Consider the following 22,731-nt stretch of genomic DNA (forward strand, 5'->3'; position numbering starts at 1 on the left):
AAGGAGCATCCCGTGACCGAGCGCGTCGTACTCGCCTATTCGGGCGGCCTTGACACCTCCGTCGCCATCGGCTGGATCGCCGAGGAGACGGGCGCCGAGGTCATCGCCGTCGCCGTCGACGTCGGCCAGGGCGGCGAGGACCTGGACGTCATCCGCAAGCGCGCACTCGCCTGCGGGGCGGTCGAGGCGGAGGTCGCGGACGCCAAGGACGAGTTCGCCGAGGAGTACTGCCTCCCGGCGATCAAGGCCAACGCGCTGTACATGGACCGCTATCCGCTGGTCTCGGCGCTCTCCCGGCCCACGATCGTCAAGCATTTGGTCGCCGCCGCGAAGAAGCACGGCGCGACGACCGTCGCCCACGGCTGCACCGGCAAGGGCAACGACCAGGTCCGCTTCGAGGCCGGGATCTCCTCGCTGGCCCCGGGCCTGAAGTGCATCGCCCCCGTCCGGGACTACGCGGTGACTCTGCGAGGCGAAGAAGCTGCCGATCGCGACCACCAAGAAGTCCCCGTACTCCATCGACCAGAACGTGTTCGGGCGGGCCGTGGAGACCGGCTTCCTGGAGGACATCTGGAACGCGCCGATCGAGGACGTGTACGAGTACACCTCGAACCCGGCCACCCCGCGCGAGGCCGACGAGGTGATCATCACCTTCGACAAGGGCGTCCCGGTCGCGATCGACGGGCAGCCGGTCACCGTCCTGCAGGCCATCCAGCAGCTCAACGAGCGGGCCGGGGCCCAGGGCGTCGGGCGGATCGACATGGTCGAGGACCGGCTGGTCGGGATCAAGTCGCGGGAGGTCTACGAGGCCCCCGGCGCCATCGCGCTGATCACCGCCCACCAGGAGCTGGAGAACGTCACCGTCGAGCGCGAGCTGGCCCGCTACAAGCGCCAGGTCGAGCAGCGGTGGGGCGAGCTCGTCTACGACGGGCTGTGGTTCTCCCCGCTCAAGCGGGCCCTGGACGGCTTCATCGCCGAGGCCAACGAGCATGTCTGCGGCGACATCCGGATGACCCTGCACGGCGGCCGCGCGGTGGTCACCGGCCGCAGGTCCGAGCAGTCGCTGTACGACTTCAACCTGGCGACCTACGACACCGGCGACACCTTCGACCAGTCGCTGTCGAAGGGCTTCATCGAGATCTTCGGCCTGTCCAGCAAGATCGCGGCCGGGCGGGATCTCGAGCAGGGCTGAGCAGAGCTGAGCAGAGCCGACCGCGGGCAGCCAGTAGCCTGCATGTCATCGCCGCCTCCTCGCCCCCGGTGGGGAGGCGGCCGCACATCCACACCCTTCAAGGAGCAACGCGTGAGCAACGGCAACAACGGTGATGTACGCCTGTGGGGCGGGCGCTTTGCCGACGGGCCGTCCGAGGCACTGGAGAAGCTGAGCGCTTCCGTGCACTTCGACTGGCGCCTGGCGCCGTACGACATCGCCGGCTCCCGCGCCCACGCCCGCGTCCTGCGCGGGGCGGGGCTGCTCACCGACGACGAGCTGGAGCGGATGCTGGCGGGGCTCGACCGGCTGGAGGCCGACGTCGCCTCCGGCGAGTTCAGCGGCACCATCGCCGACGAGGACGTGCACACCGCGCTGGAGCGCGGCCTGCTGGAACGGCTCGGCCCCGAGCTCGGCGGCAAGCTGCGGGCCGGGCGCTCCCGCAACGACCAGGTCGCCACGCTCTTCCGGATGTATCTGCGCGACCACGCCCGGATCATCGGCGGCCTGATCGCCGAGCTGCAGGGCGCGCTGGTCGGCCTCGCCGAGGCCCACCCGGACGTCGCCATGCCCGGCCGCACCCACCTCCAGCACGCCCAGCCGGTGCTCTTCGCCCACCACGTCCTGGCCCACGCCCAGGCGCTGTCCCGGGACGCGGAGCGGCTGCGGCAGTGGGACGCGCGCACGGCCGTCTCGCCGTACGGGGCGGGCGCGCTGGCCGGCTCCTCGCTGGGCCTGGACCCGCAGGCGGTCGCCGCCGACCTGGGCTTCGAGGGCGGCTCTTCGGGCAACTCCATCGACGGCACGGCATCCCGTGACTTCGTCGCCGAGTTCGCCTTCATCACCGCGATGATCGGCATCGACCTGTCGCGGATCGCGGAGGAGATCATCATCTGGAACACGAAGGAGTTCTCCTTCGTCACCCTCCACGACGCCTTCTCCACCGGCTCGTCGATCATGCCGCAGAAGAAGAACCCGGACATCGCCGAGCTCGCCCGCGGCAAGTCCGGCCGGCTGATCGGCAACCTGACCGGTCTGCTCGCGACCCTCAAGGCCCTGCCGCTCGCGTACAACCGCGATCTCCAGGAGGACAAGGAGCCGGTCTTCGACTCCTGTGACCAGCTGGAGGTCCTGCTCCCCGCCTTCACCGGCATGATGGCGACCCTCACCGTCAACCGCGAGCGCATGGAGGAGCTGGCCCCGGCCGGGTTCTCGCTCGCCACCGACATCGCCGAATGGCTGGTCAAGCAGGGCGTGCCGTTCCGTGTGGCGCACGAGACGGCGGGGGAGTGCGTCAAGGAGTGCGAGCGGACCGGCATCGAACTGGACCAGCTCACCGACGAGCAGTTCGCGAAGATCTCGCCGCATCTGACGCCGGAGGTCCGCACCGTCCTCAATGTGCCGGGCGCCCTCGCCTCGCGCAGCGGCCGCGGCGGTACGGCCCCCTCCGCGGTGGCCGTGCAGCTCGCCGAGGTGAAGGCGGACCTGGCGGCGCAGCGGGAGTGGGCGGACGCCAAGCGCTGACGGGCCGCTCGGCACGGGCCCGGCGGCGCCGCACGGCACACTGATCGGATGGCCGTCCGACACACGGCCATCCGACCCAAGGAGCAGACAGACATGCCGTTCGCGCGCCTCGCGGAAGTCACCACCCCCACGGCCCGGATCGGCCTCGGCCTGGCCGCCGTGGGCCGTCCCGGCTACATCAACCTCGGCCGGGAGCGGGACCTCCCGGCCGAGCGCACCGTCGAGGCCATGCGCGAGCGCACCTATGAGGTGCTGGACGCCGCGTACGCGCGCGGCGTGCGCTATCTCGACGCCGCGCGCTCGTACGGGCGGGCCGAGGAGTTCCTGGCCGGCTGGCTGGACCTCCGCCCCGAGGCGCGGGACGTGGTCGTCGGCAGCAAATGGGGCTACACCTACGTCGCCGACTGGCGCACGGACGCACCGACGCACGAGGTCAAGGACCACGGCGTCGCGACGTACGAGCGCCAGAGCGCCGAGAGCCGCGCCCTGCTCGGCGACCGGCTCGACCTCTACCAGGTGCACTCCGTCACCCTCGGCAGCCCCGCCCTCACCGACCCCGAGCTGCACGGTCGGCTGGCCCGGCTCGCGGCCGACGGGGTCACGGTCGGGCTGTCGACCAGCGGACCCGCCCAGGCGGACGCGATCCGCGCCGCGCTGGAGGTCACGGTGGACGGCGAGCCGCTGTTCCGTACGGTCCAGTCCACGTACAACCTGCTCGACCCCTCGGCGGGCACGGCCCTGTCCGAGGCGCATGAGGCGGGCCGCGCGGTGATCGTCAAGGAGGCCGTCGCCAACGGCCGCCTCGCGGCGCCCGACCAGCTCCCGGAGGCGCTGCGCCACGTCGCCCAGGAGACGGGCGCGGGCCCCGACGCCGTCGCCCTCGCGGCGGTGCTGCACCAGCCGTGGGTGAGCGTCGTCCTGTCGGGCGCGGCGACGACCGCCCAGCTGGACTCCAACCTGGCGGCGGCGCGGCTGAGGCTGGACGACGCGCAGCGGGAGGCTCTGGGCGCCCTGGCCGAGCCCCCGGAGCAGTACTGGCACCACCGCGCGCGGCTGCCCTGGTCCTGAGAGGCGAACACCGGGGCGGCCCACCGGGTTTCGCGGGCGGCGCCCGGACGCCACACGCGGCTGGCGAGGGCGCACGGGGACGGAGACGATGGGGCTGACCATGACATAACCCCTGCCGTCAGGCGAGGTCCCGAATGCCCATACGCACCGCCTCGGCCACGCGCACCGCGGAGCCCGGCACCAAGAATCGCGCGAGCGCCCTGCACAAGGTCCGGTACGCCGTACGCCACCCCGAACGGGTGCCACGCTATGTGCGGCGGCTCGCCCGGGATCTGCGGCTGCGCGCCTCCACCCGCGATCACATCGCCTACTACCGGGCGGTGATGCGGGACGACACCGCCCGCAACCCCGAGGCGGCCGTGGGCAGCGCCTCGCACGAGCGGTGGCTCGCCCTGGGCGAGATGCAGTACGACTATCTCCTGCGGCACGGTCTTCGGCCCGAGGACCGGCTGCTGGACATCGGGTGCGGCAATCTGCGCGCCGGGTGGCGCTTCATCGACTACCTCGACGCCGGCCACTACCACGGCATCGACATATCGCCGGACATCCTCCTCGCGGCCCAGGAGGTCGTGACGGGCCGTGGCCTGCAGGCCAAGCTGCCCTCGCTGAGCCTGGTGCGCGATCTGCGCCTGGCGGCGCTGCCCGAGGCGCACTTCACCGTGGTGCACGCGCACAGCGTCTTCTCCCACTCGCCCCGGGAGGTCATCGACGAATGCCTGGCTCATGTCGGGCGAATGCTCGCCCCGGGCGGATACTTCGACTTCACGTTCAACCGCACCGAGGGGCCCGAGCACCACGTGCTGCGCGAGGACTTCTACTACCGAACGGCCACGCTGGTGCGGCTCGCCGCGGACCATGGGCTCACCGCGCGGCTCATGGACGACTGGGAGGCACTGCCCCACCGGCAGTCGAAGATCCGCGTCAGGCCGGAATGAAGAGGGGAACGACCCGGTCAGGCGGCCTTCGCCTTGGTGGCGTACATGTCCACGTACTCCTGGCCGGACAGCCGCATGACCTCGCTCATGACCTCGTCCGTCACCGCCCGCAGCACAAAGCGGTCGCGGTCCATGCCCTCGTAGCGGGTGAACTCCAGCGGCTCTCCGAAGCGGACCGTCACCCGGCCCGGCCGCGGCAGCCCCTTGCCGCCCGGCTGGAGCCGGTCCGTGCCGATCATCGCGAACGGCACCACGGGAGCACCCGTCATCAGGGTGAGCCGGGCGATACCGGTGCGGCCGCGGTAGAGGCGGCCGTCGGGGGAGCGGGTGCCCTCGGGGTAGATGCCGAAGATCCTGCCCTCCTCCAGCACCCGGCGGCCGGTCATCAGCGCGGCCACGCCGCCGTGCCCGCCGTCCCGGTCCACCGGGATCATGCCGACGCCCGTGAAGAACCAGGCCATCAGCCGGCCCTTGAGGCCCTTGCCCGTGACGTACTCGTCCTTGCCGATGAAGACGACCTGACGGTCACAGACCAGCGGCAGGATCATCGAGTCGATGAAGGTGAGATGGTTCCCCGCCAGGATGACCGGGCCGGAGCCCGGGATCCGGTCCGCCCCCTCGACCTGCGGGCGGAACATCAGGCGCATCAGCGGACCGAGCACTGCCTTCAGGAACGCGAATCGGGACAACGGGCCCTCCGGTCGGGGTCATGGTCTGGGGCGCCGGCGTACGGGAGGTCGACCCAGGGTGAGTCAACCCGATACCGCACACTTGCGCCGATGAGACGATACTCGCCGGTCACGCCCCCACGCACACCGGGTTCACCCACCTGATACGCACTGTTGACCTACGTTTCCCACGCGTTCTGCCCAACGTCTCCCCCGGGAAAGCCGCTCCACCCTACGATCAGGCCGTCTTTTGATCGGGTTTTGGCAGGTAGCGGACTCCACAGCGAGGAGTGTCATGGAGCGGGAGCAGAAGCCTGGACGGCGCGCCATCCTGGGGGCGGCGGCCCTCGGCGCGGGGGCGATGGCGCTGGGCGGGGCGGGCACGGCCACGGCGGCTGAGGCGTCCGGGGCGGCGTCCGGGAAGGGCCGCGGCCTGCCGGTGCCCACCGTCATCGGGCACCGCGGGGCCAGCGGTTACCGGCCCGAGCACACCTTGGGCTCGTACCAGCTCGCCCTCGACATGGGCGCCGACATCATCGAGCAGGACCTGGTCCCCACCAAGGACGGCCACCTCGTCTGCCGCCACGAGAACGACATCACGGCGACCACGGACGTCTCCGCGCACCCGGAGTTCGCCGACCGCAAGACCACCAAGACCGTCGACGGCACCGCGCTGACCGGCTGGTTCACCGAGGACTTCACGCTCGCCGAGCTGAAGACCCTGCGCGCCAAGGAGCGCATCCCCGGCACCCGCCAGCGCAACACGCTCTACGACGGCCGCTGGGAGGTGCCCACCTTCGAGGAGGTGCTGCAGTGGGCCGAGCGGGAGGGCCGCGAGCGGGGCCGCCGGATCTGGCTGTATGTCGAGACCAAGCACCCCACCTACTTCCGCAAGCTGGGGCTCGACCTGGAGGAGCGGCTGGCCAAGCTGCTGCGCACCTACGGGCGGCACCGCAAGGACTCGCCGACCTTCCTGCAGTCGTTCGAGCCGAGCAGCATCCAGCGGCTGCGCAAGCTGGTCACCACCCCGGCGGTCGTGCTGCTGTCCACCGCGAACAGCCGCCCCTGGGACTTCGTCGAGGCCGGTGACCCGCGCACGGTCGCGGACCTGGTCAAGCCCGAGGGGCTGAAGTGGATCTCCGGTTACGCCGAGGGCATCGGCCCCGACCTGTCGCTGATCATCCCGCGTGACTCCAGCGGCAAGCTCACCACGCCCACCACGCTGGTGAAGGATGCGCACGCGGCCGGTCTGGTGCTGCACCCCTACACCATGCGCAACGAGAACTCCTTCCTGCCCGCCGACTTCCGGCGCGGGACCGACGCCAACGCTTACGGTGACGCCTTCGGCGCCTTCAAGAAGTACTTCGAGACGGGCATCGACGGAATCTTCTCCGACAACCCGGACACCGCGCTGCTGGCCGCGGAGGACTTCCGCAAGAGCCGCTGAACACCCGCCCCGGCGCGCGGCGGTGCCCTGCTCGTACGGGGGACCGCCGCGCGCCGGGGCGTTTCCGGACACCGGCGTGACGCCGTCAATCCTCGTCCGCGCGGCCGCCCTGTCGAGTGAGAGACCGGCGCACCGGCAACCGGTCCCGTCCGGCCCACGTCCGGCCAGGTATGGACCTTCTGGAGAAACTCCGTCCGCTGCTCGCCGCCGAGGCGGCGGCCGAGGCCTACGGCGCGGGCATCGAACCGGCCGAGCTGGAACAGGCGGTGTGGCTGCGGCTGCTGGAGCGCACCCGCGCGGACGGGCCGCCGTCCGAGCCCGCGGCCTGGCTGCGCGGCGCGGTCCGGGCCGAGGTGCGCGGGGCCAGGCGCCGGGCCCGGCGGGAGGTGCCGTACGACCCGGTGGGCGACGGCCCGCCCAGCGGCCCCGACCCCCGGCCCGCCGAGCACGCCGTGCTCCGGGCGGAGACGGGCCGCGCGCTGCGCGCGGCAGTGCGCCGGTTGCCCGGCCGTTGCCCCCTTTTACTGAGTGCGCTGCTGTCCCGCTCCGACCTGACGTACCGCGAGATCGCGGGGGAGTTGGGAATGTCACAGGGCAGCCTGGGCCCGGTACGTTCCCGATGTCTCGGTTGCCTGCGCAGAATGCTCACGGCGGAGATTGCGGCTCCTGAACTCTGGGGAAAGGAGCGTTAGACAATCGGCGCCTCGGAGGCGGACGTGCATCCTCACGACGGCTCCAGTCAGGCCAACACCCCGGTCGCATCCCTCACCCTCACCCGCGGCCGGTGGACCGATACAAGGGGAGGCATGCGCACATGGGCATGAGCGTGACCATCTCTGCGGCGACCGCGGACGACGCCGAGCAGATCCTCAAGTTGCAGTACTTGTGCTACCAGCGGGAAGCCGAGCTCTACGGGGACTACTCGATCGAGCCGCTGACCCAGTCCCTCGACGACCTCCGTGCCGAACTGGGCGAGGGCTGTGTGCTCGTGGCCCGGCTCGGCGCGGAGGTCGTCGGGTCGGTCCGCGGCATGGTCGACGACAAGGGCACCGCCGCCATCGGCAAGCTCATCGTGCACCCGCGGATGCAGCGGCACGGCCTGGGCGGGAGGCTCCTCGCGGCGATCGAGGAGCGGCTGGCCGAGGAGCGGGACGCCAAGCGGTACCGGCTGTTCACCGGCCACCGCAGCGAGGGCAATCTGCGGCTGTACCGGCGGTACGGCTATGCCCAGGTGGGCACCGAGGAGGTCAACCGCCGGCTGAGCCTGGTCACCCTGGAGAAGGAGGCCACGCCCTCGGCGTACGCGGCCAGCGCCTGACGCCGCTCGCCTCGAGACCCCTGGGCCCGCCGGGACTTCAGTCCTGGCGGGCCTTGCGCAGCCAGATCAGCCCGGTGACCGGCAGGAAGATCGGGATGAACAGATAGCCCATGCCGTAGTCCGACCACACCGTCTCGTCGGGGAAGGCGGAGCGGTCCGCGAGCGTCCAGGTGCCGATGGTCAGCACGCCAAGCAGCTCGGCCGCGCAGCAGACGAACGCCGCCTTGCGCGCCCCCTCCCCGCCGCGTACGAGCGAGACGGTGATGAACGCGTACACAACCGCGGAGACCGCGGAGAGGATGTAGGCCAGCGGGGCCTCGTGGTACTGCGCGGCCAGCTGGTAGATCGAGCGGGACGCGGCCGCGACGGTGAACACCCCGTAGAGCAGCACCAGCAGCCGGCCCGGCCCCTGGCCGAGCCCGGCCCGCCGGGCCGCGGTCGTCTCGGGCGCTGACTCAGGCACCGGTGCCTCCCCAGATGTCGTACAGCCGCACCTCGAGCACGGCCAGCACCACGGCGGCCGCGGCCACCGTCGCCGACCCCCACCGGGTCCGCTCCGCCAGCGACATGAACGCCGCGACCGGCACGGCGAGCCCCGAGCCGACCAGATACGCCACGAAGATCGCCACACTCTCGTCGGGCCGCTGCCCGCGCGCCAGCTGCACGATCCCTATGACCAACTGGGCCAGGCCCAGCAGGGTCACCACGGCCATGCCGATGAAGTGCCAGTCCTTGGTGGGCTGGTCGCGGTAGGCGGCGAATCCGCACCACGCGGCGAGTGCGAGGGCGGTCACACCGAGCGCGACCGTCAGCGCGTCGATCAACGGGACCTCCGCGCGGTGCGGCGGCGCACACAGGGGGTGGCAAGCATGGGACGAGGGTAATCGGCCGGGGAGGGCGCCCTGTGCCCGGCCCCGAGGCCCCCGTACGCTGAAGCGATATGAAGCTCTCCGCTGACGCCCTGCTGTTCGACAACGACGGAACCCTCATCTCGTCCCTGGAGTCGGTTCACCGTTGCTGGAGCCGCTGGGCGCTGGAGTACGGAATCCCGGCGGAGGACTTCGCGCGGGTCGAGCTGCACGGCCGCCCCGCCTCCGACATCATCGGCGATCTGCTCCCCGCGCACCGCATACCCGAGGCCCGCGCCCGCATCGACGAGCTGGAGCTGGCGGACGTGGCGGGTGGCGGGGTGGTGGCGCTGCCCGGCACCGTAGAGCTGCTGGGGCGGCTTCCCGTGGACCGGTGGGCCGTGGTGACCTCCGCCAACCGCCAACTGGCCGAGGCCCGTCTCGCCGCGGTCGGGATCTCCGCGGCGCTGCTGATCAGCGCGGATGACATCACGCGCGGCAAGCCGGACCCCGAGCCCTTCCTGCTGGCCGCCGACAAGCTCGGCTTCGGCCCGGCCCGTTGTGTGGTCTTCGAGGACGCCCCGGCCGGGCTCGCGGCGGGCCGGGCGGCCGGGATGCGGACCGTGGCGTTGACCACAACCACCGACCGGGAACAGCTGGTCGCCGATGTCGTCGTCAAGGACCTGTCGGCCGTGTCCGTCCAGGCCCTTGAGGGCGGACTGGAGATCACGGCGGCGGAGTGAGCCGCCCCGTACCGTCCACAACGTGATCCGACAAGTCCGCTATTCGGACAAGTTTGATCGGCCCGCACAGGTGTCTGCTTTACTTACGCCCATGACCACGACGAGCAGCCGCGCCACCGCGACCGAGGCGATCCAGACGCCCGGTGCTCGCTGTATGTGTCGAATGTGTGACCGCTGAGGGCCCCTGCCTGAGCCTCGCGCCCCGAAGCGAGACCCGCTGAGCCGAGCCGTGCCCGCACCGATCCGTGCGGACCCGCGCCGCCCCGCGTCACCGGACCCCGAAGCCGCGCCCGCGCTCGCGTGCGCCTCGGGCGCTCCACGCCGCGTTCCGCAATGAACGAACCGTGCCCGGCGGCACCATCCGCCGTGCACTCGACAGTGACGGAAACCCCTGTGATCACCACGACAGGCCTGACCAAGGTCTACCGCTCACGAGGCCGCGAGGTCACCGCCCTCGACGGCGTCGACCTCCATGTCCGCGAGGGCGAGGTGTACGGCGTCGTCGGACAGAGCGGCGCCGGCAAGTCCACCCTCATCCGCTGCGTGAACCTCCTGGAGCGCCCCACCTCCGGCACGGTCACCGTGGCCGGCCAGGACCTCACCGCGCTCGCCGGGCGCGGAACGAGGGCCGGTTCGGCGCTGCGCAAGGCCCGCACCGGGATCGGGATGGTCTTCCAGCACTTCAACCTGCTCTCCTCGCGCACCGTCCGGGACAACGTCGAACTGCCGCTGGAGATCCTCGGGGTATCGGGCAAGCAGCGCACCCGCAAGGCCCTGGAACTGCTGGACCTGGTCGGCCTCGCCGACAAGGCGAAGGCGTACCCCGCGCAGCTGTCCGGTGGCCAGAAGCAGCGCGTCGGCATCGCCCGGGCGCTGGCCGGCGACCCCAAGGTGCTGCTCTCGGACGAGGCGACCTCCGCCCTCGACCCGGAGACCACCCGCTCGATCCTCCAGCTGCTGCGCGATCTGAACCAGCAGCTCGGACTGACCGTCCTGCTGATCACCCACGAGATGGACGTCGTCAAGTCCATCTGCGACTCGGCGGCGCTGATGCGCGGCGGACGGATCGTGGAGTCCGGCACGGTCGCCGATCTGCTCGCCACGCCGGGCTCCGAGTTGGCGCGGGAGCTCTTCCCGGTCGGCGGGGAGCTGCCGGGCACCGCCCGGACCGTGGTGGACGTCACGTTTCACGGTGACGCCGCGACCAAGCCGGTCATCTCCCAGCTGGCGCGCACCTACAACATCGACATCTCGATCCTCGGCGCCGCGATGGACACCGTCGGCGGCCGGCAGGTCGGCCGGATGCGGATCGAGCTGCCCGGCCCGTTCGAGGAGAACGTCGTGCCGATCGGGTTCCTGCGCGAGCAGGGACTGCAGATCGAGGTGGCGAGCGGCGCCGAGGCGGCGCTCCGCGGGGCGAATGACGTCAAGCTGACCAAGGAAGGTGCCAAGTGACCTGGTCCGAGATGCAGCCCCTGCTGGAGCAGGCCTGTTGGGACACGCTCTACATGGTCGGCTGGTCGGCCCTGATCGCGGTCGTCGGCGGACTGCCCCTCGGGGTGCTGCTGGTGCTCACCGACCGCGGCGGGGTGCTGCAGAACGTCGTGGTGAACAAGGTCGTCGGCCAGATCGTGAACATCGGCCGTTCCATGCCGTTCATCATCCTCATGGTCGCGCTGATCTCCTTCACCCGCTGGATCGTGGGCACCACGATCGGCCCCGAGGCCGCGATCGTGCCGCTGGCGATCGGCGCCATCCCCTTCTTCGCCCGGCTCGTGGAGACCTCGGTGCGCGAGGTGGACGGCGGGCTCGTCGAGGCGGTGCAGTCGATGGGCGGCTCCACCTGGACCGTCGTACGCAAGGTCCTGCTGCCCGAGGCGCTGCCCTCGCTGATCTCCAGCGCCACCACCACGATCGTCGCGCTCATCGGCTACTCGGCGATGGCCGGCACGGTCGGCGCCGGCGGTCTGGGCGACCTCGCCATCCGCTACGGCTACCAGCGCTTCGAGACCGAGCTGATGTGGATCACCGTGGCGATCCTGGCGGTGGTGATCTCCATCATCCAGTTCGCCGGTGACTTCGCCGCCCGTGCCCTGTCGCACCGCGGCCGCTCCTCGGCCTCCTCGCGGCTGCGGCCGGCCCGTGCGCGGAAGCGGGCCGAGGAGCCCGGCCCGGTGGCCAAGGTCGCCGAGGCCTCCGAGGCCCCCTGAGGCCCCGGCCCCAGCCGCGTCCCCCTCCCGCCGAACTCCGCCCCCCTCAACTTCTCTCACACCTCCCCTCCGCGCAGAGCGCCCCGCACCCGCAGCGGCCTCGCGCGCCCTAAAAGAAAGGCACTTTTCGTGCGTAACACTACAAAGACCCTCGCCATCGCCCTCACCGCCGGTGCCCTCACCCTGGGTCTGGCCGCCTGCGGCAAGGACTCCGGCTCCGACAAGAACGGCGCGCTCGTCGTCGCCGCGAGCCCCGTTCCGCACGCCGAGATCCTGAACTACGTCAAGGACCACCTGGCCGAAAAGGCGGGCCTCAAGCTCGAGGTCAAGGAGTTCACCGACTACAACACGCCGAACACGGCGACCGAAGACGGGTCGGTGGACGCCAACTACTTCCAGAACCAGCCGTTCCTCGACGACTTCAACAAGAAGAAGGGCACCCACATCGTGCCCGTCGTCACCGTGCACCTGGAGCCGCTCGGCCTGTACTCGCACAAGGTGAAGAAGGCCGACGACCTCAAGAGCGGCGCGACCGTGGCCATCCCCAACGACACCGTCAACGAGGCCCGCGCCCTCAAGCTCCTGGACGCCAACGGCGTCATCAAGCTCAAGAGCGGCGTCGGCAACGAGGCCACCCCGAAGGACATCGCCGACAACCCCAAGGACCTGAAGTTCAAGGAGCTGGAGGCCCCGCAGCTGCCGCGCGCCCTGGACGATGTGGACGCCGCGGTCATCAACGGCAACTACGCCATCGAGGCCGACCTCAAGCCCGCCAAGGACGCCCTCGTCCTGGAGTCGCCCGAGAACAACCCCTACGGCAATTTCCTCGCCGTGAAGAAGGGCAACGAGGACGACCCGCGCGTCAAGAAGCTCGCGAAGCTCCTCACCTCCCCCGAGGTGAAGAAGTTCATCAAGGACAAGTACGACGGCTCCGTCATCGCCTCGTTCTGACCGCGGGCCCGGACCGCGTGACCCCAAAGGAAGCCACAACATGCGCAAGATCGCGCTCCCTCTCGCCGCCGCCGCGCTCGCCCTCGGGCTGACCGCGTGCGGCGCGGGCTCCGGCAGCGGCTCGGACGACGACACGCTCGTCGTCGGGGCCACCGCCGTCCCGGCAGGCGAGGTGCTGGACTACATCAAGAAGAACCTGGCGGACAAGGCGGGCCTCAAACTCGAGGTCAAGGAGTTCACCGACTACGTCCTGCCGAACACCGCCCTCCAGGAAGGCTCGCTGGACGCCAACCTGTACCAGAACGTCCCGTTCCTGGAGAATTTCAACAAGACGAAGGGCACCGACCTGGTGTCCGTGGCGGACATCTATCTGCCGCCCATGGGCGCCTACTCCAAGCGCCTCAAGGACGTCTCCGACCTCAAGACCGGGGCGACCGTCGCGGTGCCCAACGAGACCACCAACGAGGGACGCGCCCTCAAACTGCTCGCCGCCAAGGGGATCATCGAGCTGAAGAAGGGCGCGGGAGTCACCGCGAGCCCCGCCGATATCACCGCCAACCCGAAGAAGCTCACCTTCAAGGAGCTGGAGCCGGCCCAACTGCCGCGCTCTCTCGACGATGTCGACCTGGCCGTCATCAACAGCAATTACGCGCTCGACGCCGGACTCGACCCGGCGAAGGACTCGGTGCTGCTGGAGTCGGTGAAGGGAAACGAATACGCCAACGTCCTCGCCGTGAAGAAGGGCAATGAGGACGATCCGCGGGTGAAGAAACTGACCAAGCTCCTCACCTCGCCCGAAGTGCGGAAATTCATCCAAGAGAAGTACAAGGGGTCGGTGCTGCCGGTCACCGGCGGTTAGCCGACACCCGAGCGAGGGCTCCGTATCCGAACGCCACAAACGGATACGGAGCCTTCCGCTTGGCCACCCCGTGCTGCATTTCTCTCGGGCGATGCTGCATGCTGGGCTCTTCCCGAACCCTTGGACCCTTGGACCCTGGACCCCCGGTTATGGAGCGGCGCATGACATCCACCTTCCCGGACATCTCCATCAGCACGGAACGGCTGGTGCTGCGCCCGTTCGAGGAAGCGGACGTGCCCGCGCTCGCGGAGATGATGAACGACGAACTCGTCATCGCGTGGACCTCGGCGCCCCATCCCTACACCACCCGCGACGCGCGCGACTGGGCGCTGCGCGCCGCGCCCGCCGAACGCACCTCTGGCCGCGGCATCGTCTTCGCCGTCGCCGAATTCCTCACCCAGCGCCTCGTGGGCATCGTGCACCTGAGCAACACCGACTGGCGCGTGCTGGCCACCGAGATCGCCTACGTCACCGCCCCCTGGGCGCGCGGCGAGGGCTACGCCTCGGAGTCCGCGCTGGCCGTCGCCCGCTGGCTCTTCCAGGACCAGAAGTTCGAACGGCTGGAGCTGCGCACCGCCGCCGACAACGCCGCCTCCCAGCAGGTCGCCCAGAAGATCGGCTGCATCAGCGAGGGCGTCCTGCGCAACGCCTGGATAGCGCGCACCCAGACGGAAGACGGCGGCTGGACCGAGCTGCGGACCGACGTCATCGTCTGGAGCCTGTTGCCCGAAGACCTCCACGGGGTGCACGGCGGCCCGATGGCGGAGGCGGACGGTTTCAGCGCGTACCCGACGTACTCCGACTGGAACTGACCGCCCCAGCGCGAGACGCACCCCTGGCCCACCCGGCCCGCGCCCCGGCCCCGGTCCGCGCCCCGGCCGCGGCGTGTTCTCGCCCTACGGCGTGTTCTCGCCCTACGGCGTGCGATGCCCTGGCGTGCGTCGCGCCTCGCCCGTGGGTGCCTGCCTCACCTCTGGCTCGTGGCGTGCCTCACCCCATCCCCGCGGCGCGTCCTACCCCTGGCGCGCCCCGAACTCACGCTCCGCGCCTGCTGTCCGGGCCGCGCGCCCCCGGGCGCACGCGCCCTGCGTCCGGAGGTCCGGACCAGGCGGGATAATCTCTCCAGGCCCGAGCACCGCGCCCAAGCACCTCGCTCGGGCACCGCGCGCCCCGCGCGGCGGCGAGCGCACCGGCGCCACCCACCTCCGCGGCCACCCGCCGCCCACCCGCGACACCCTGGGAGACACACGACGATGGCCGACCGCGTCACGGTGATCGGTTGGGACGGCTCCCCGCTCACGGACGTGGCCCGCTCCGCTCTCGGCGCGGCCACCCTCGTGGCCGGCGCCGCCCACCACCTGGCGCTGCCCGAAGTCCCGCCGGGCGCCGAGCGGATCAGGCTCGGCAGCGTGGACCTCGCCGCGCGCCGCATCGCCCAGCACCGGGGCTCCGCCGTGGTGCTGGCCGACGGCGACCCCGGTTACTTCGGCGTCGTACGCGCCCTGCGCGCGCCCGAGCACGGCCTGGAGGTCGAGGTCGTCCCCGCGGTCTCCTCCGTCGCCGCCGCCTTCGCCCGGGCCGGGATGCCCTGGGACGACGCCCAGGTGGTCGTCGCCCACAGCCGAGACCTGCGCCGCGCCGTCAACGTCTGCCGGGCCCACCCCAAGGTCGCCGTGCTCACCTCGCCCGGCGCCGGCCCCGCCGAACTCGCACTGCTGCTCGGCCCGGTGCACCGCACCTTCGTCATCTGCGAGGCCCTGGGCACCCGGCACGAGCGGGTCACCGTACTGACGTCCGACAAGGCCGCCGACCACACCTGGCGCGACCCCAACGTCGTCATCGTCATCGGCGGCTCCGGCGCGGCCGCGGTGCGCAGTGCGCCCGCCCCGGGCGCCGCGCGCGGCGCGCTGCAGGGCGGAGGGTGGCTCGCCGGCCGCGACCCGGGCTACCCGGGCGCCGTACGCGGCTGGGCGCTGCCCGCCGCCGCCTACGCGACCGTCCTCGGCGACAGCGAGTCCCCCCAGCTGCGCGCCACCCAACTGGCGCGCCTCGGCCCCCGCGTCGGCGACCTGGTCTGGGACATCGGCGTGGGCAGCGGCGCGGCGGCGGTCGAGACGGCCGGATTCGGCGCCGCCGTCATCGCCGTGGACCGCGATCCGGACGCCTGCGAGCGCGCCGCGGCACTCGCCCGCCGCTTCGGCGTACAGCTCCAGGTCGTCCACGGCACCGCGCCCCAGGTCCTCGAGGACCTGCCCGAGCCGGACGTGGTGCGGGTCGGCGCCGGCGGCCCCGCCGTCGTCGCCGCGTGTGCCGACCGCCGCCCCGAGCGGATCGTCACACATGCCGCGACACGGGACGAGGCGGAGGCCGTCTGCCGGGTGCTGGAGGAGGGCGGTTACGCGGTCGAGTGCGCCCTCGTGCAGTCGGTGGAACTGGACACCAGGGTGTGGGCCGAACGCGAGCGGGCAGTGGCCTTCCTGGTGTCCGGTCACCGCCCGCACCTGTGATTTCGCCCTGCGGTACCGTCCCCGGCCACCACCGGGAGGTACCCCTGTGACCCTCGCCCCGATGAGCGTCGCCGAGCGGCGCCCGAGGTAGGCTGGCAGATCGTTGTACTGCCTGTGCCGCTGCCCGGCGTTCGGCGCTTTATCGGCCAATGGCCGGAAAGCGTCCCCCTCTTGACGGGCGGCGGTAGGCAATGCCTCGGGCGTGCTACGTGCCGCGCACCGCGTGCGCTCGTTCTTGCCTCTGAGGCTTGCTCTAGGCGGTAGGCGGTTGGAAGGAGCACTAGCGATGGGCGAGGGGTACGCATGACCGACACCGGCCAGGTCCCGGGCGAGGGACTGCCGGAGAACGCGGGCGGACGACTCGGACAGCCGCATCCCACGGATGTCCACACCCCCCCCGCCGACGCCGGCTTCATCGAGCAGCCGCAGTCCGCGTACCCCTTCCTCGACACGCACGACGCCGGCGCCGAGGAGGACGACCTGCTCCTCATGCCCGGCGCGCAGGGCGCGTGGAGCGAGCACCAGCCGCACTACCAGGCCCCGCAGACCCCCTACCAGCAGCCCATGACCCACCTGCCCGGCGGATACGAGACCGGGGGCTACGAGATGGGCCCGGCGGGAGGCTACGACGCGGGGCCGGCGCAGGGCTACGCCCCGGCGCCGGCCGACCCGTACGACCAGGGGCAGGCGGAGCCCTACGCCCAGGGACAGGGCGGCCCCTACGACCAGATGCCCGGCGGAACCTATGACCAGGTTCCGGGCGGGGGCTATGGCGCGGGGCCGGCCGAGTACGTGGACGCCGGGCCGGCCGAGTACGTCGACGCCGGGCCGGGCGAGTACGTCGACATGGTGCACGCGGTGCCGGGTGAGTTCGGGAGCGCGGGGCAGGTCGAGTTCGAGAACGCGGGACAGGTCGAGTTCGAGAACGCGGGACAGGCGGCGTACGGCGACTCCGGGCCTGTCGCGTACGGGGACGCGGGACCGGAGGCCGAGTACGCGCACGCGGGACAGGCCGAGCACCAGGACGCCGGATCGGCCGGGTACGAGGACGTACAGCCGCCCGAGCCCCAGACTCAACCCCAGCCCGTATCCGCTGAACCCGCGCCTGCACAGGCCGCGCAAGGCCAGCCTGCGCAAGGCCAGCCCGCGCCGGCCCAGGCCGCTTCCGCCCGCCCCGCCCCCGCCCGGACCGCCGCGCCGTCGCCCAGGCCGCTCGCCCAGGCCACCCCCACCCCGCCGCGGCGCCCGCTGCACATGGGCCCGCCGGTGCCCGACCCGACCAACGGCATCGTGCGTTCTCTCGCCGACCGCGGCCCGGCTGGAGCCACTGCTCCCGCCCCGGCCCCTGCTCCCGCTCATGTCGCGCACGTCCGGCAGGCCGAGCCGCCTGCCGCCGGACCCCAATACATCGATGAACCCGGGGACGACGCGGGACCGCTCCCCGGCCCGCAGCCCGGCAGCCCCTGGGGCGTCCAGCCTCCACAGGCCGCGCCCGCGGCGGAGGACGTGGCCGACGCTGCCGAAGAGCACCAGGCGCAGGGCCCGTACGAGCCGCAGGAGTCCGCCGAGCCCGCCGCGGAGCAGACCGCCGTCGCCGAGGAGATCCCCGAGGCGGCCGAACTCCAAGGAGCCGACCCGGCCGTCGGTATCCCCGCGCAGGTCCACCCGGACTCCGTCCCACCGCGGCAGGACCTGGGGCACGCTCCGGGCGCGGACCCCGTTCCGGGCGCGGACTCCGCACCGGGCGCCGCCGCGGAGGGCCTCGCGGGCCCCGCGGCGGGTATCCCCGCCCAGAGCCGTCCGCAGGCCGAGCCGTCCGCGCAGCCGACCCCGGCCATCACCATCCCGGCCCAGGCGGACGGCACCGCGCCCCCGGCCGAGCCCGCCCCACAGCCCGTACCCGTGCCCCCGGGCCACGCCATAGTCGCTGAGGCCCCCTCGTCCGACGATCCCGCGCAGGACCGGCCCGAGCAGCCTCAGGAGACGGCGGAGGCCGCGCCGGACGCCCCCGCGGCGCCGGCCCCCCAGGGCCGCGCCGCACGCCGCCGCGCGGCCCGGGGCCGGACCGCCGCACAAGGCGCGGCCACGGCGAGCGAGGCTCCGGCCGAGCCCGCCGCCGACCCCGAGACCCCTGCGGCTCCGGCCCCGCAGGGCCGCGCCTCCCGACGCCGTGCCGCGCGGGGCCAGGGCCAGCGTGCACAAGGCCGGGGGACGACCCCCGAAGCCGCCACCGCGACGGCTGGGGGCGCGGCCACCCCCGCGTCGGCCGATGACTCAGCGGAAGCAGCAGGGGCCGAGGCAACTGTGGCCGAGGGCGCAGCACCTGTGGCTGATGCTCCCGCCGCGGAGCCCGCCGCCACGGCCTCAGCGGAGGCTGCGGCCGCCGCCGCGCCCGCCGGAGACGCGGCGGCGCTCGCGGATGGTGCAGCCGTCGATGCGTCAGCCGCTGCCGGAGCGGCCGACGACGCAGCCGGAACCGAGTCTGTCGCTGAGCCCGGCGGAGATGCCGTGGTTGAGGCTGCGGTTGGCGGCGCGTCGGGTGGCGACGCCACGGGCGCCGAGTCTGTGGCCGAGCCCGGCGGAGATGCCGTGACCGAGGGTGCGGTTGGCGATGCGCCGGGTGGTGCGACCGCCGTGCCGACGGCTGAAGCGGCAGCGGCTTCTGCCGTACAGGCCGGGGAAACCGCTCCTTCGTCCAACGCCGACCCGTCTGCCGCTGTGGCAGCGGCTGCCGCTACGCCCGGCGGGGAGGCCTCAACCGCCGCGTCGGCGGCCGACACGGCTGCGTCTTCTGCCGTGTCGGCTGAGGAAGCCGCCCCTCCGCCCGCGGGCGACCCGTCTGCCGCTGATGGCAACGCTTCTGCCGACGCAGCGTCCGCTGCCGCGCCTACCGGCGCTGCCGTAGCTGGTGCGGACGCGACTGCGTCGCCTTCGGGCGCCGTTTCCGGTGCGGTCGGAGCTGAGTCTGTCGCTGCGCCTGGGGAGGATGCTGCCGCCGCTGACGGTGCGGTTGCTGGTGCCTCGGCTGGGGATGGCGTGACCGCCGCGCCCGACGGGGGCTCTTCGGCTGCGGCCGAGGGAGCCGCGGCGGGTGGCGACGCTGCCACTGCTGAGGCAGCTGTCGCCGGTGCTGCCGTGTCGGCTGGGGACGCGACTGTGTTGCCTGCGGCCGATGCGCCGGGCGGCGACGCTGCCCCGGCGTCGGCGGATGGCGCCACTGGGTCGGACGGAGACGAGTCGACTGCTCCGGCTGAAGCGCCGGGCGATGCGGCTGCGGCCGCGCCTGCGGGCGCCGTTTCCGATGCGGCCGGAGCTGAGTCTGCCGCCGCGCCCAATGGGGACTCTGCTGCGGCTACTCCCAGACAGGACGGGTCGGGTGGTGACACTGCCGCCACTGCGCCCGTCGCTGCGGCGGCTGGCGAAGGAGCCGGTGGGGACTCTTCGGCTGTGGTCGAGGAGGACGCGGCGGGCGGCGACGCGGCTGCCTCGCCTGCGGCCGACGCACAGGACGGCAGCGCTGCCCCGGCGTCGACGGATGACCCAACTGGCGCAGACGGAGGTGAGTCTGCCGCTGTGGCCGAAGCGCCGGGCGATGCGGCTGCGGCCGCGCCTGCGGGGGCCGCTTCCGATGACGCCGCCGGAGCCGAGTCTGCAGCTGCGCCCGACGGAGACGCCGCTGACGGTGCGGGCGCCGATGCGTCGGCTGAGGATGGCGCGACCACCGCGCCTTCGGCTGATGTGGCTGCGGCCAACGCCGCGCCAGATGGGGACTCTGCTGCCGCGCCGATCGCGGACCAGGGTGACGCGCCAGGTGGTGACGCTGCCGCCGTTGCGCCTGCCGTTGCCGCGGCTGGCGATGAAGCCGACGGGGACTCTGCCGCGCCGATCGCGGACCAGGGCGACGCGCCGGGGGACGACGCTGCCGTCGCGTCCGGCGCATCGCCCGCAGCTGCTGTCGTGTCGGATGGCGAGGCCGCCGCCGCGCCCACGGCTGACGAGGCCGCCGCCGCGCCGGCGGGCGCCGAGTCCGGTGCAGGCCAGGCCGCTGAGGCGGCGACGGACGCCGCTACCGCCGACGCCACCGCAACGCAGGACGCACCTGCCGCCGCCCCTGCGGGTGACGCGGCCGACGCTCAGGCGCCCGGTGCCGCGTCTCAAGAGGCAGCCCCCGCGGAGCCCGCTGAGACCTCGACCGATGGAACGGCCGCCGCGCCGACTGCCGGTGAGGGGCCTGCAGCCGACGCATCCGCGACTGACGCCTCCGCCACCGAACAGGTCGGCACCGCGCCGACCACCGACGACGGTGCCGACAACGCGCCCGCCGGACAAGCGGTTGACGCCGACGCGCCCGCAGCCGAAGCGGCCACAGGCGACGAGTCCGCGACCGCCGCGCCAGCCGCCGCCAACGCCGACGCTGCCGCCGCCAACCTCAACGCCGCCGCCGACGCCGACACCAACGCCGCCGACGCCGCGACCAACGCCGCCGCCAACGCCGAGGGCGCCGCCGACACACCCGCCGACAACGCACCTGAGTCGCCTCAAACCCCTCAACCCCCCGAAGAAGGCACTCAGCCGGCGCACCCCACCCCCGCCGCGCCCCCCGCCGAGGGCTACGCCGAGGCCGAGCGTGCCGCCGTGCACCGGGTCATCCGGGACCGGCGCGACGTCCGCAACGGCTTCCGCTCCGATCCCATCCCGCACGAGGTGCTGCTGCGCGTGCTCGAGGCCGCGCACACCGCGCCCAGCGTGGGGCAGTCCCAGCCGTGGGACTTCGTCGTCATCCGGTCCGAGGAGACCCGCCGTACCATGCACGAGCTGGCCACGCGCCAGCGCGACGCGTACGCCAAGTCGCTCCCCAAGGGGCGGGCCAAGCAGTTCAAGCAGCTCAAGGTCGAGGCGATCCTCGAGACGCCGGTCAACATCGTCGTGACCGCCGACCCGACCCGTGGCGGCCGCCACACCCTCGGCCGGCACACCCAGCCGCAGATGGCGCCGTACTCCTCCGCGCTCGCCGTGGAGAACCTATGGCTCGCCGCGCGGGCCGAGGGTCTTGGGGTCGGCTGGGTCAGTTTCTTCGACGAGCGCGAGATGGTGCGCGCGCTCGGGCTGCCCGACCATCTGGAGGTCGTGGCGTATCTGTGCGTCGGGTACGTCGACGAGTTCCCGGAGGAGCCGGAGTTGGCGAAGGCGGGGTGGTCCAAGCGCCGCCCGCTGTCGTGGGTCGTGCACGAGGAGGCGTACGGGCGGCGTGCGCTGCCCGGCGAGGACCCGGCGAATCTGCTGCAGGAGACTCTTCGCGGCATCCGCCCGCTGGACGCGAAGGCGCTCGGCGAGGCGTGGGAGCGGCAGAAGCGCATGACGAAGCCGTCCGGCGCGCTGGGCATGCTGGAGATCATCTCGGCGCAGCTGAGCGGACTGTCCAGGAAGTGCCCGCCGCCGATCCCCGAGCCCGCCGCCGTCGCGATCTTCGCGGGTGACCACGGGGTGCACGCGCAGGGCGTCACGGCCTGGCCGCAGGAGGTCACCGGCCAGATGGTCGCCAACTTCCTGGGCGGCGGGGCGGTCTGCAACGCCTTCGCGAGCCAGGTCGGCGCCGAGGTGTGCGTCGTGGACGTGGGCGTGGCGGGCGAGCTGCCCACCACCCCGGGGCTGCTGCCGCGCAAGGTGCGGGCGGGCACCGGTGACTTCACCGTGGGCCCCGCGCTGACCCGCGAGGAGGTGCTGCGCGCCATCGAGGTGGGCATCGAGACGGCCCGCGACCTGGTGGCGGCCGGGAACAAGGCGCTGCTCACGGGCGAGATGGGCATCGCGAACACCACCGTGTCGGCCGCCTTGATCTCCGTCTACACCGACGCCGACCCGGCCGAGGTCACCGGGCGTGGCACCGGCATCAACGACGAGATGCACGCCCGCAAGGTCGATGTCGTACGGCGCGGTCTGGAGCTGCACCAGCCCGATCCGGCCGACCCCATCGCCGTCCTCTCCGCGTTCGGCGGCCTGGAGCACGCGGCGATGGCCGGACTGCTGCTGGGCGGCGCGTCCCTGCGCACCCCCGTCATCCTGGACGGGGTGAGCGCGGGCGCGGCGGCGCTGGTGGCCCGGGCCATCGCGCCGGAGGTGCTGGCCGCCTGCATCGCCGGGCACCGCAGCGCCGAGCCCGGACATGTGGCCGCCCTGAACAAGCTGGGACTGCGGCCGCTGGTCGACCTCGATCTGCGCCTGGGGGAGGGGACGGGCGCGCTGCTGGCCCTGCCCGTGGTGCAGAGCGCCGCCCGGGCCATGCACGAGGTGGCGACCTTCGATTCCGCCGGAGTCACGGAGAAGAGCTGACGTCCGCCCCCGCCACGTAACCCGCCACGTAAGGTGTGCGCGGGGGCACATCCCACAGCCGGTCAGCGCCGATCACCTCGATCAGCACCAGATCAGCCCGATCACCGATCAGC

Annotated in this window: 16 protein-coding genes and 2 pseudogenes; 15 read left to right on the forward strand and 3 right to left on the reverse strand. The window is 72.5% G+C overall.

The genetic code is table 11. The annotated features are described in order from the left end of the window. The first annotated feature begins 12 nt into the window (after nt 1-12). The 4 genes and pseudogenes from ACFZDL_RS37945 to ACFZDL_RS37960 all read left to right on the forward strand — a co-directional run bounded on the left by ACFZDL_RS37945 (nt 13) and on the right by ACFZDL_RS37960 (nt 4,737). Nucleotides 13-1,192, forward strand: a pseudogene (locus ACFZDL_RS37945) (argininosuccinate synthase). Nucleotides 1,193-1,303: 111 nt separating this feature from the next. After that, complete coding sequence (gene argH / locus ACFZDL_RS37950) at nt 1,304-2,734, forward strand: argininosuccinate lyase (protein WP_353591572.1); 1,431 nt, start codon at nt 1,304-1,306, stop codon at nt 2,732-2,734. A gap of 93 nt (nt 2,735-2,827) precedes the next feature. Continuing rightward, nucleotides 2,828-3,802, forward strand: a complete 975-nt coding sequence (locus ACFZDL_RS37955; protein WP_353591571.1) for an aldo/keto reductase — start codon at nt 2,828-2,830, stop codon at nt 3,800-3,802. A 134-nt stretch (nt 3,803-3,936) separates the two neighbouring features. Next, nucleotides 3,937-4,737: a class I SAM-dependent methyltransferase gene (locus ACFZDL_RS37960; RefSeq protein ID WP_353591570.1), complete on the forward strand. Its 801-nt coding sequence runs from the start codon at nt 3,937-3,939 to the stop codon at nt 4,735-4,737. Nucleotides 4,738-4,754: 17 nt separating this feature from the next. Here the strand turns inward: ACFZDL_RS37960 and ACFZDL_RS37965 are convergent, their stop codons facing one another. Then, nucleotides 4,755-5,426, reverse strand: coding sequence for a lysophospholipid acyltransferase family protein (locus tag ACFZDL_RS37965; RefSeq protein WP_353591569.1), 672 nt, complete (start codon nt 5,424-5,426; stop codon nt 4,755-4,757). A 274-nt stretch (nt 5,427-5,700) separates the two neighbouring features. On the opposite strand from ACFZDL_RS37965, the gene ACFZDL_RS37970 reads away from it, so the two are divergent. The 3 genes from ACFZDL_RS37970 to ACFZDL_RS37980 all read left to right on the forward strand — a co-directional run bounded on the left by ACFZDL_RS37970 (nt 5,701) and on the right by ACFZDL_RS37980 (nt 8,170). After that, complete coding sequence (locus ACFZDL_RS37970; RefSeq protein ID WP_353591568.1) at nt 5,701-6,852, forward strand: glycerophosphodiester phosphodiesterase; 1,152 nt, start codon at nt 5,701-5,703, stop codon at nt 6,850-6,852. Nucleotides 6,853-7,022: 170 nt separating this feature from the next. Continuing rightward, nucleotides 7,023-7,544: a sigma-70 family RNA polymerase sigma factor gene (locus ACFZDL_RS37975; protein ID WP_353591567.1), complete on the forward strand. Its 522-nt coding sequence runs from the start codon at nt 7,023-7,025 to the stop codon at nt 7,542-7,544. A 122-nt stretch (nt 7,545-7,666) separates the two neighbouring features. Then, on the forward strand, nt 7,667-8,170 hold the full coding sequence (locus ACFZDL_RS37980; protein WP_352139721.1) for a GNAT family N-acetyltransferase: 504 nt from the start codon (nt 7,667-7,669) through the stop codon (nt 8,168-8,170). A gap of 37 nt (nt 8,171-8,207) precedes the next feature. Here the strand turns inward: ACFZDL_RS37980 and ACFZDL_RS37985 are convergent, their stop codons facing one another. Then, on the reverse strand, nt 8,208-8,633 hold the full coding sequence (locus ACFZDL_RS37985) for a hypothetical protein (RefSeq protein WP_353591566.1): 426 nt from the start codon (nt 8,631-8,633) through the stop codon (nt 8,208-8,210). Next, a complete protein-coding gene (locus ACFZDL_RS37990; protein WP_353591565.1) occupies nt 8,626-8,994 on the reverse strand; it encodes a hypothetical protein in 369 nt (122 codons plus the stop codon). Before ACFZDL_RS37990 ends, ACFZDL_RS37985 begins: the two co-directional genes overlap by 8 nt. A gap of 116 nt (nt 8,995-9,110) precedes the next feature. Here ACFZDL_RS37990 and ACFZDL_RS37995 point away from each other — a divergent pair, with 116 nt between their 5' ends. From ACFZDL_RS37995 to cobT, 8 genes and pseudogenes are all read left to right on the forward strand, one after another. Further along, nucleotides 9,111-9,761 carry an HAD-IA family hydrolase gene (locus ACFZDL_RS37995; protein WP_353591564.1) on the forward strand — a complete coding sequence of 217 codons (651 nt, stop codon included), beginning with the start codon at nt 9,111-9,113 and terminating at the stop codon, nt 9,759-9,761. Nucleotides 9,762-10,094: 333 nt separating this feature from the next. Beyond that, a complete protein-coding gene (locus ACFZDL_RS38000) occupies nt 10,095-11,216 on the forward strand; it encodes an ATP-binding cassette domain-containing protein (RefSeq protein WP_353591563.1) in 1,122 nt (373 codons plus the stop codon). Then, a complete protein-coding gene (locus ACFZDL_RS38005) occupies nt 11,213-11,971 on the forward strand; it encodes a methionine ABC transporter permease (RefSeq protein WP_353591562.1) in 759 nt (252 codons plus the stop codon). Before ACFZDL_RS38000 ends, ACFZDL_RS38005 begins: the two co-directional genes overlap by 4 nt. Before the next feature lie 129 nt (nt 11,972-12,100). Then, nucleotides 12,101-12,922, forward strand: coding sequence for a MetQ/NlpA family ABC transporter substrate-binding protein (locus tag ACFZDL_RS38010; RefSeq protein WP_353591561.1), 822 nt, complete (start codon nt 12,101-12,103; stop codon nt 12,920-12,922). Between the two features lie 40 nt (nt 12,923-12,962). Beyond that, nucleotides 12,963-13,781 carry a MetQ/NlpA family ABC transporter substrate-binding protein gene (locus ACFZDL_RS38015; protein ID WP_353591560.1) on the forward strand — a complete coding sequence of 273 codons (819 nt, stop codon included), beginning with the start codon at nt 12,963-12,965 and terminating at the stop codon, nt 13,779-13,781. Between the two features lie 161 nt (nt 13,782-13,942). Next, entirely contained in the window at nt 13,943-14,593 is a 651-nt protein-coding gene (locus tag ACFZDL_RS38020) for a GNAT family N-acetyltransferase (protein WP_353591559.1), read from the forward strand. 441 nt (nt 14,594-15,034) lie between these two features. Beyond that, entirely contained in the window at nt 15,035-16,288 is a 1,254-nt protein-coding gene (cbiE, locus tag ACFZDL_RS38025) for a precorrin-6y C5,15-methyltransferase (decarboxylating) subunit CbiE (RefSeq protein WP_353591558.1), read from the forward strand. Nucleotides 16,289-20,869: 4,581 nt separating this feature from the next. Next, nucleotides 20,870-22,618: pseudogene (cobT, locus tag ACFZDL_RS38030) on the forward strand (nicotinate-nucleotide--dimethylbenzimidazole phosphoribosyltransferase); the annotation flags it as partial. Between the last annotated feature and the right edge of the window lie 113 nt (nt 22,619-22,731).

Source organism: Streptomyces sp. NPDC007917 (assembly GCF_042959105.1).
In the GTDB taxonomy this organism is placed as follows: Bacteria; Actinomycetota; Actinomycetes; order Streptomycetales; family Streptomycetaceae; genus Streptomyces.

Excerpts from the sequence above, each read along its gene's own strand:
- ACFZDL_RS37970 (WP_353591568.1), top strand. The coding sequence starts at position 5,701 with ATGGAGCGGGAGCAGAAGCCTGGACGGCGCGCCATCCTGGGGGCGGCG.
- cbiE (WP_353591558.1), top strand. The coding sequence starts at position 15,035 with ATGGCCGACCGCGTCACGGTGATCGGTTGGGACGGCTCCCCGCTCACG.
- ACFZDL_RS37960 (WP_353591570.1), top strand. The coding sequence starts at position 3,937 with ATGCCCATACGCACCGCCTCGGCCACGCGCACCGCGGAGCCCGGCACC.
- ACFZDL_RS38020 (WP_353591559.1), top strand. The coding sequence starts at position 13,943 with ATGACATCCACCTTCCCGGACATCTCCATCAGCACGGAACGGCTGGTG.
- ACFZDL_RS37995 (WP_353591564.1), top strand. The coding sequence starts at position 9,111 with ATGAAGCTCTCCGCTGACGCCCTGCTGTTCGACAACGACGGAACCCTC.
- ACFZDL_RS38000 (WP_353591563.1), top strand. The coding sequence starts at position 10,095 with ATGAACGAACCGTGCCCGGCGGCACCATCCGCCGTGCACTCGACAGTG.
- ACFZDL_RS37975 (WP_353591567.1), top strand. The coding sequence starts at position 7,023 with ATGGACCTTCTGGAGAAACTCCGTCCGCTGCTCGCCGCCGAGGCGGCG.
- ACFZDL_RS38015 (WP_353591560.1), top strand. The coding sequence starts at position 12,963 with ATGCGCAAGATCGCGCTCCCTCTCGCCGCCGCCGCGCTCGCCCTCGGG.
- ACFZDL_RS37980 (WP_352139721.1), top strand. The coding sequence starts at position 7,667 with ATGGGCATGAGCGTGACCATCTCTGCGGCGACCGCGGACGACGCCGAG.
- ACFZDL_RS37955 (WP_353591571.1), top strand. The coding sequence starts at position 2,828 with ATGCCGTTCGCGCGCCTCGCGGAAGTCACCACCCCCACGGCCCGGATC.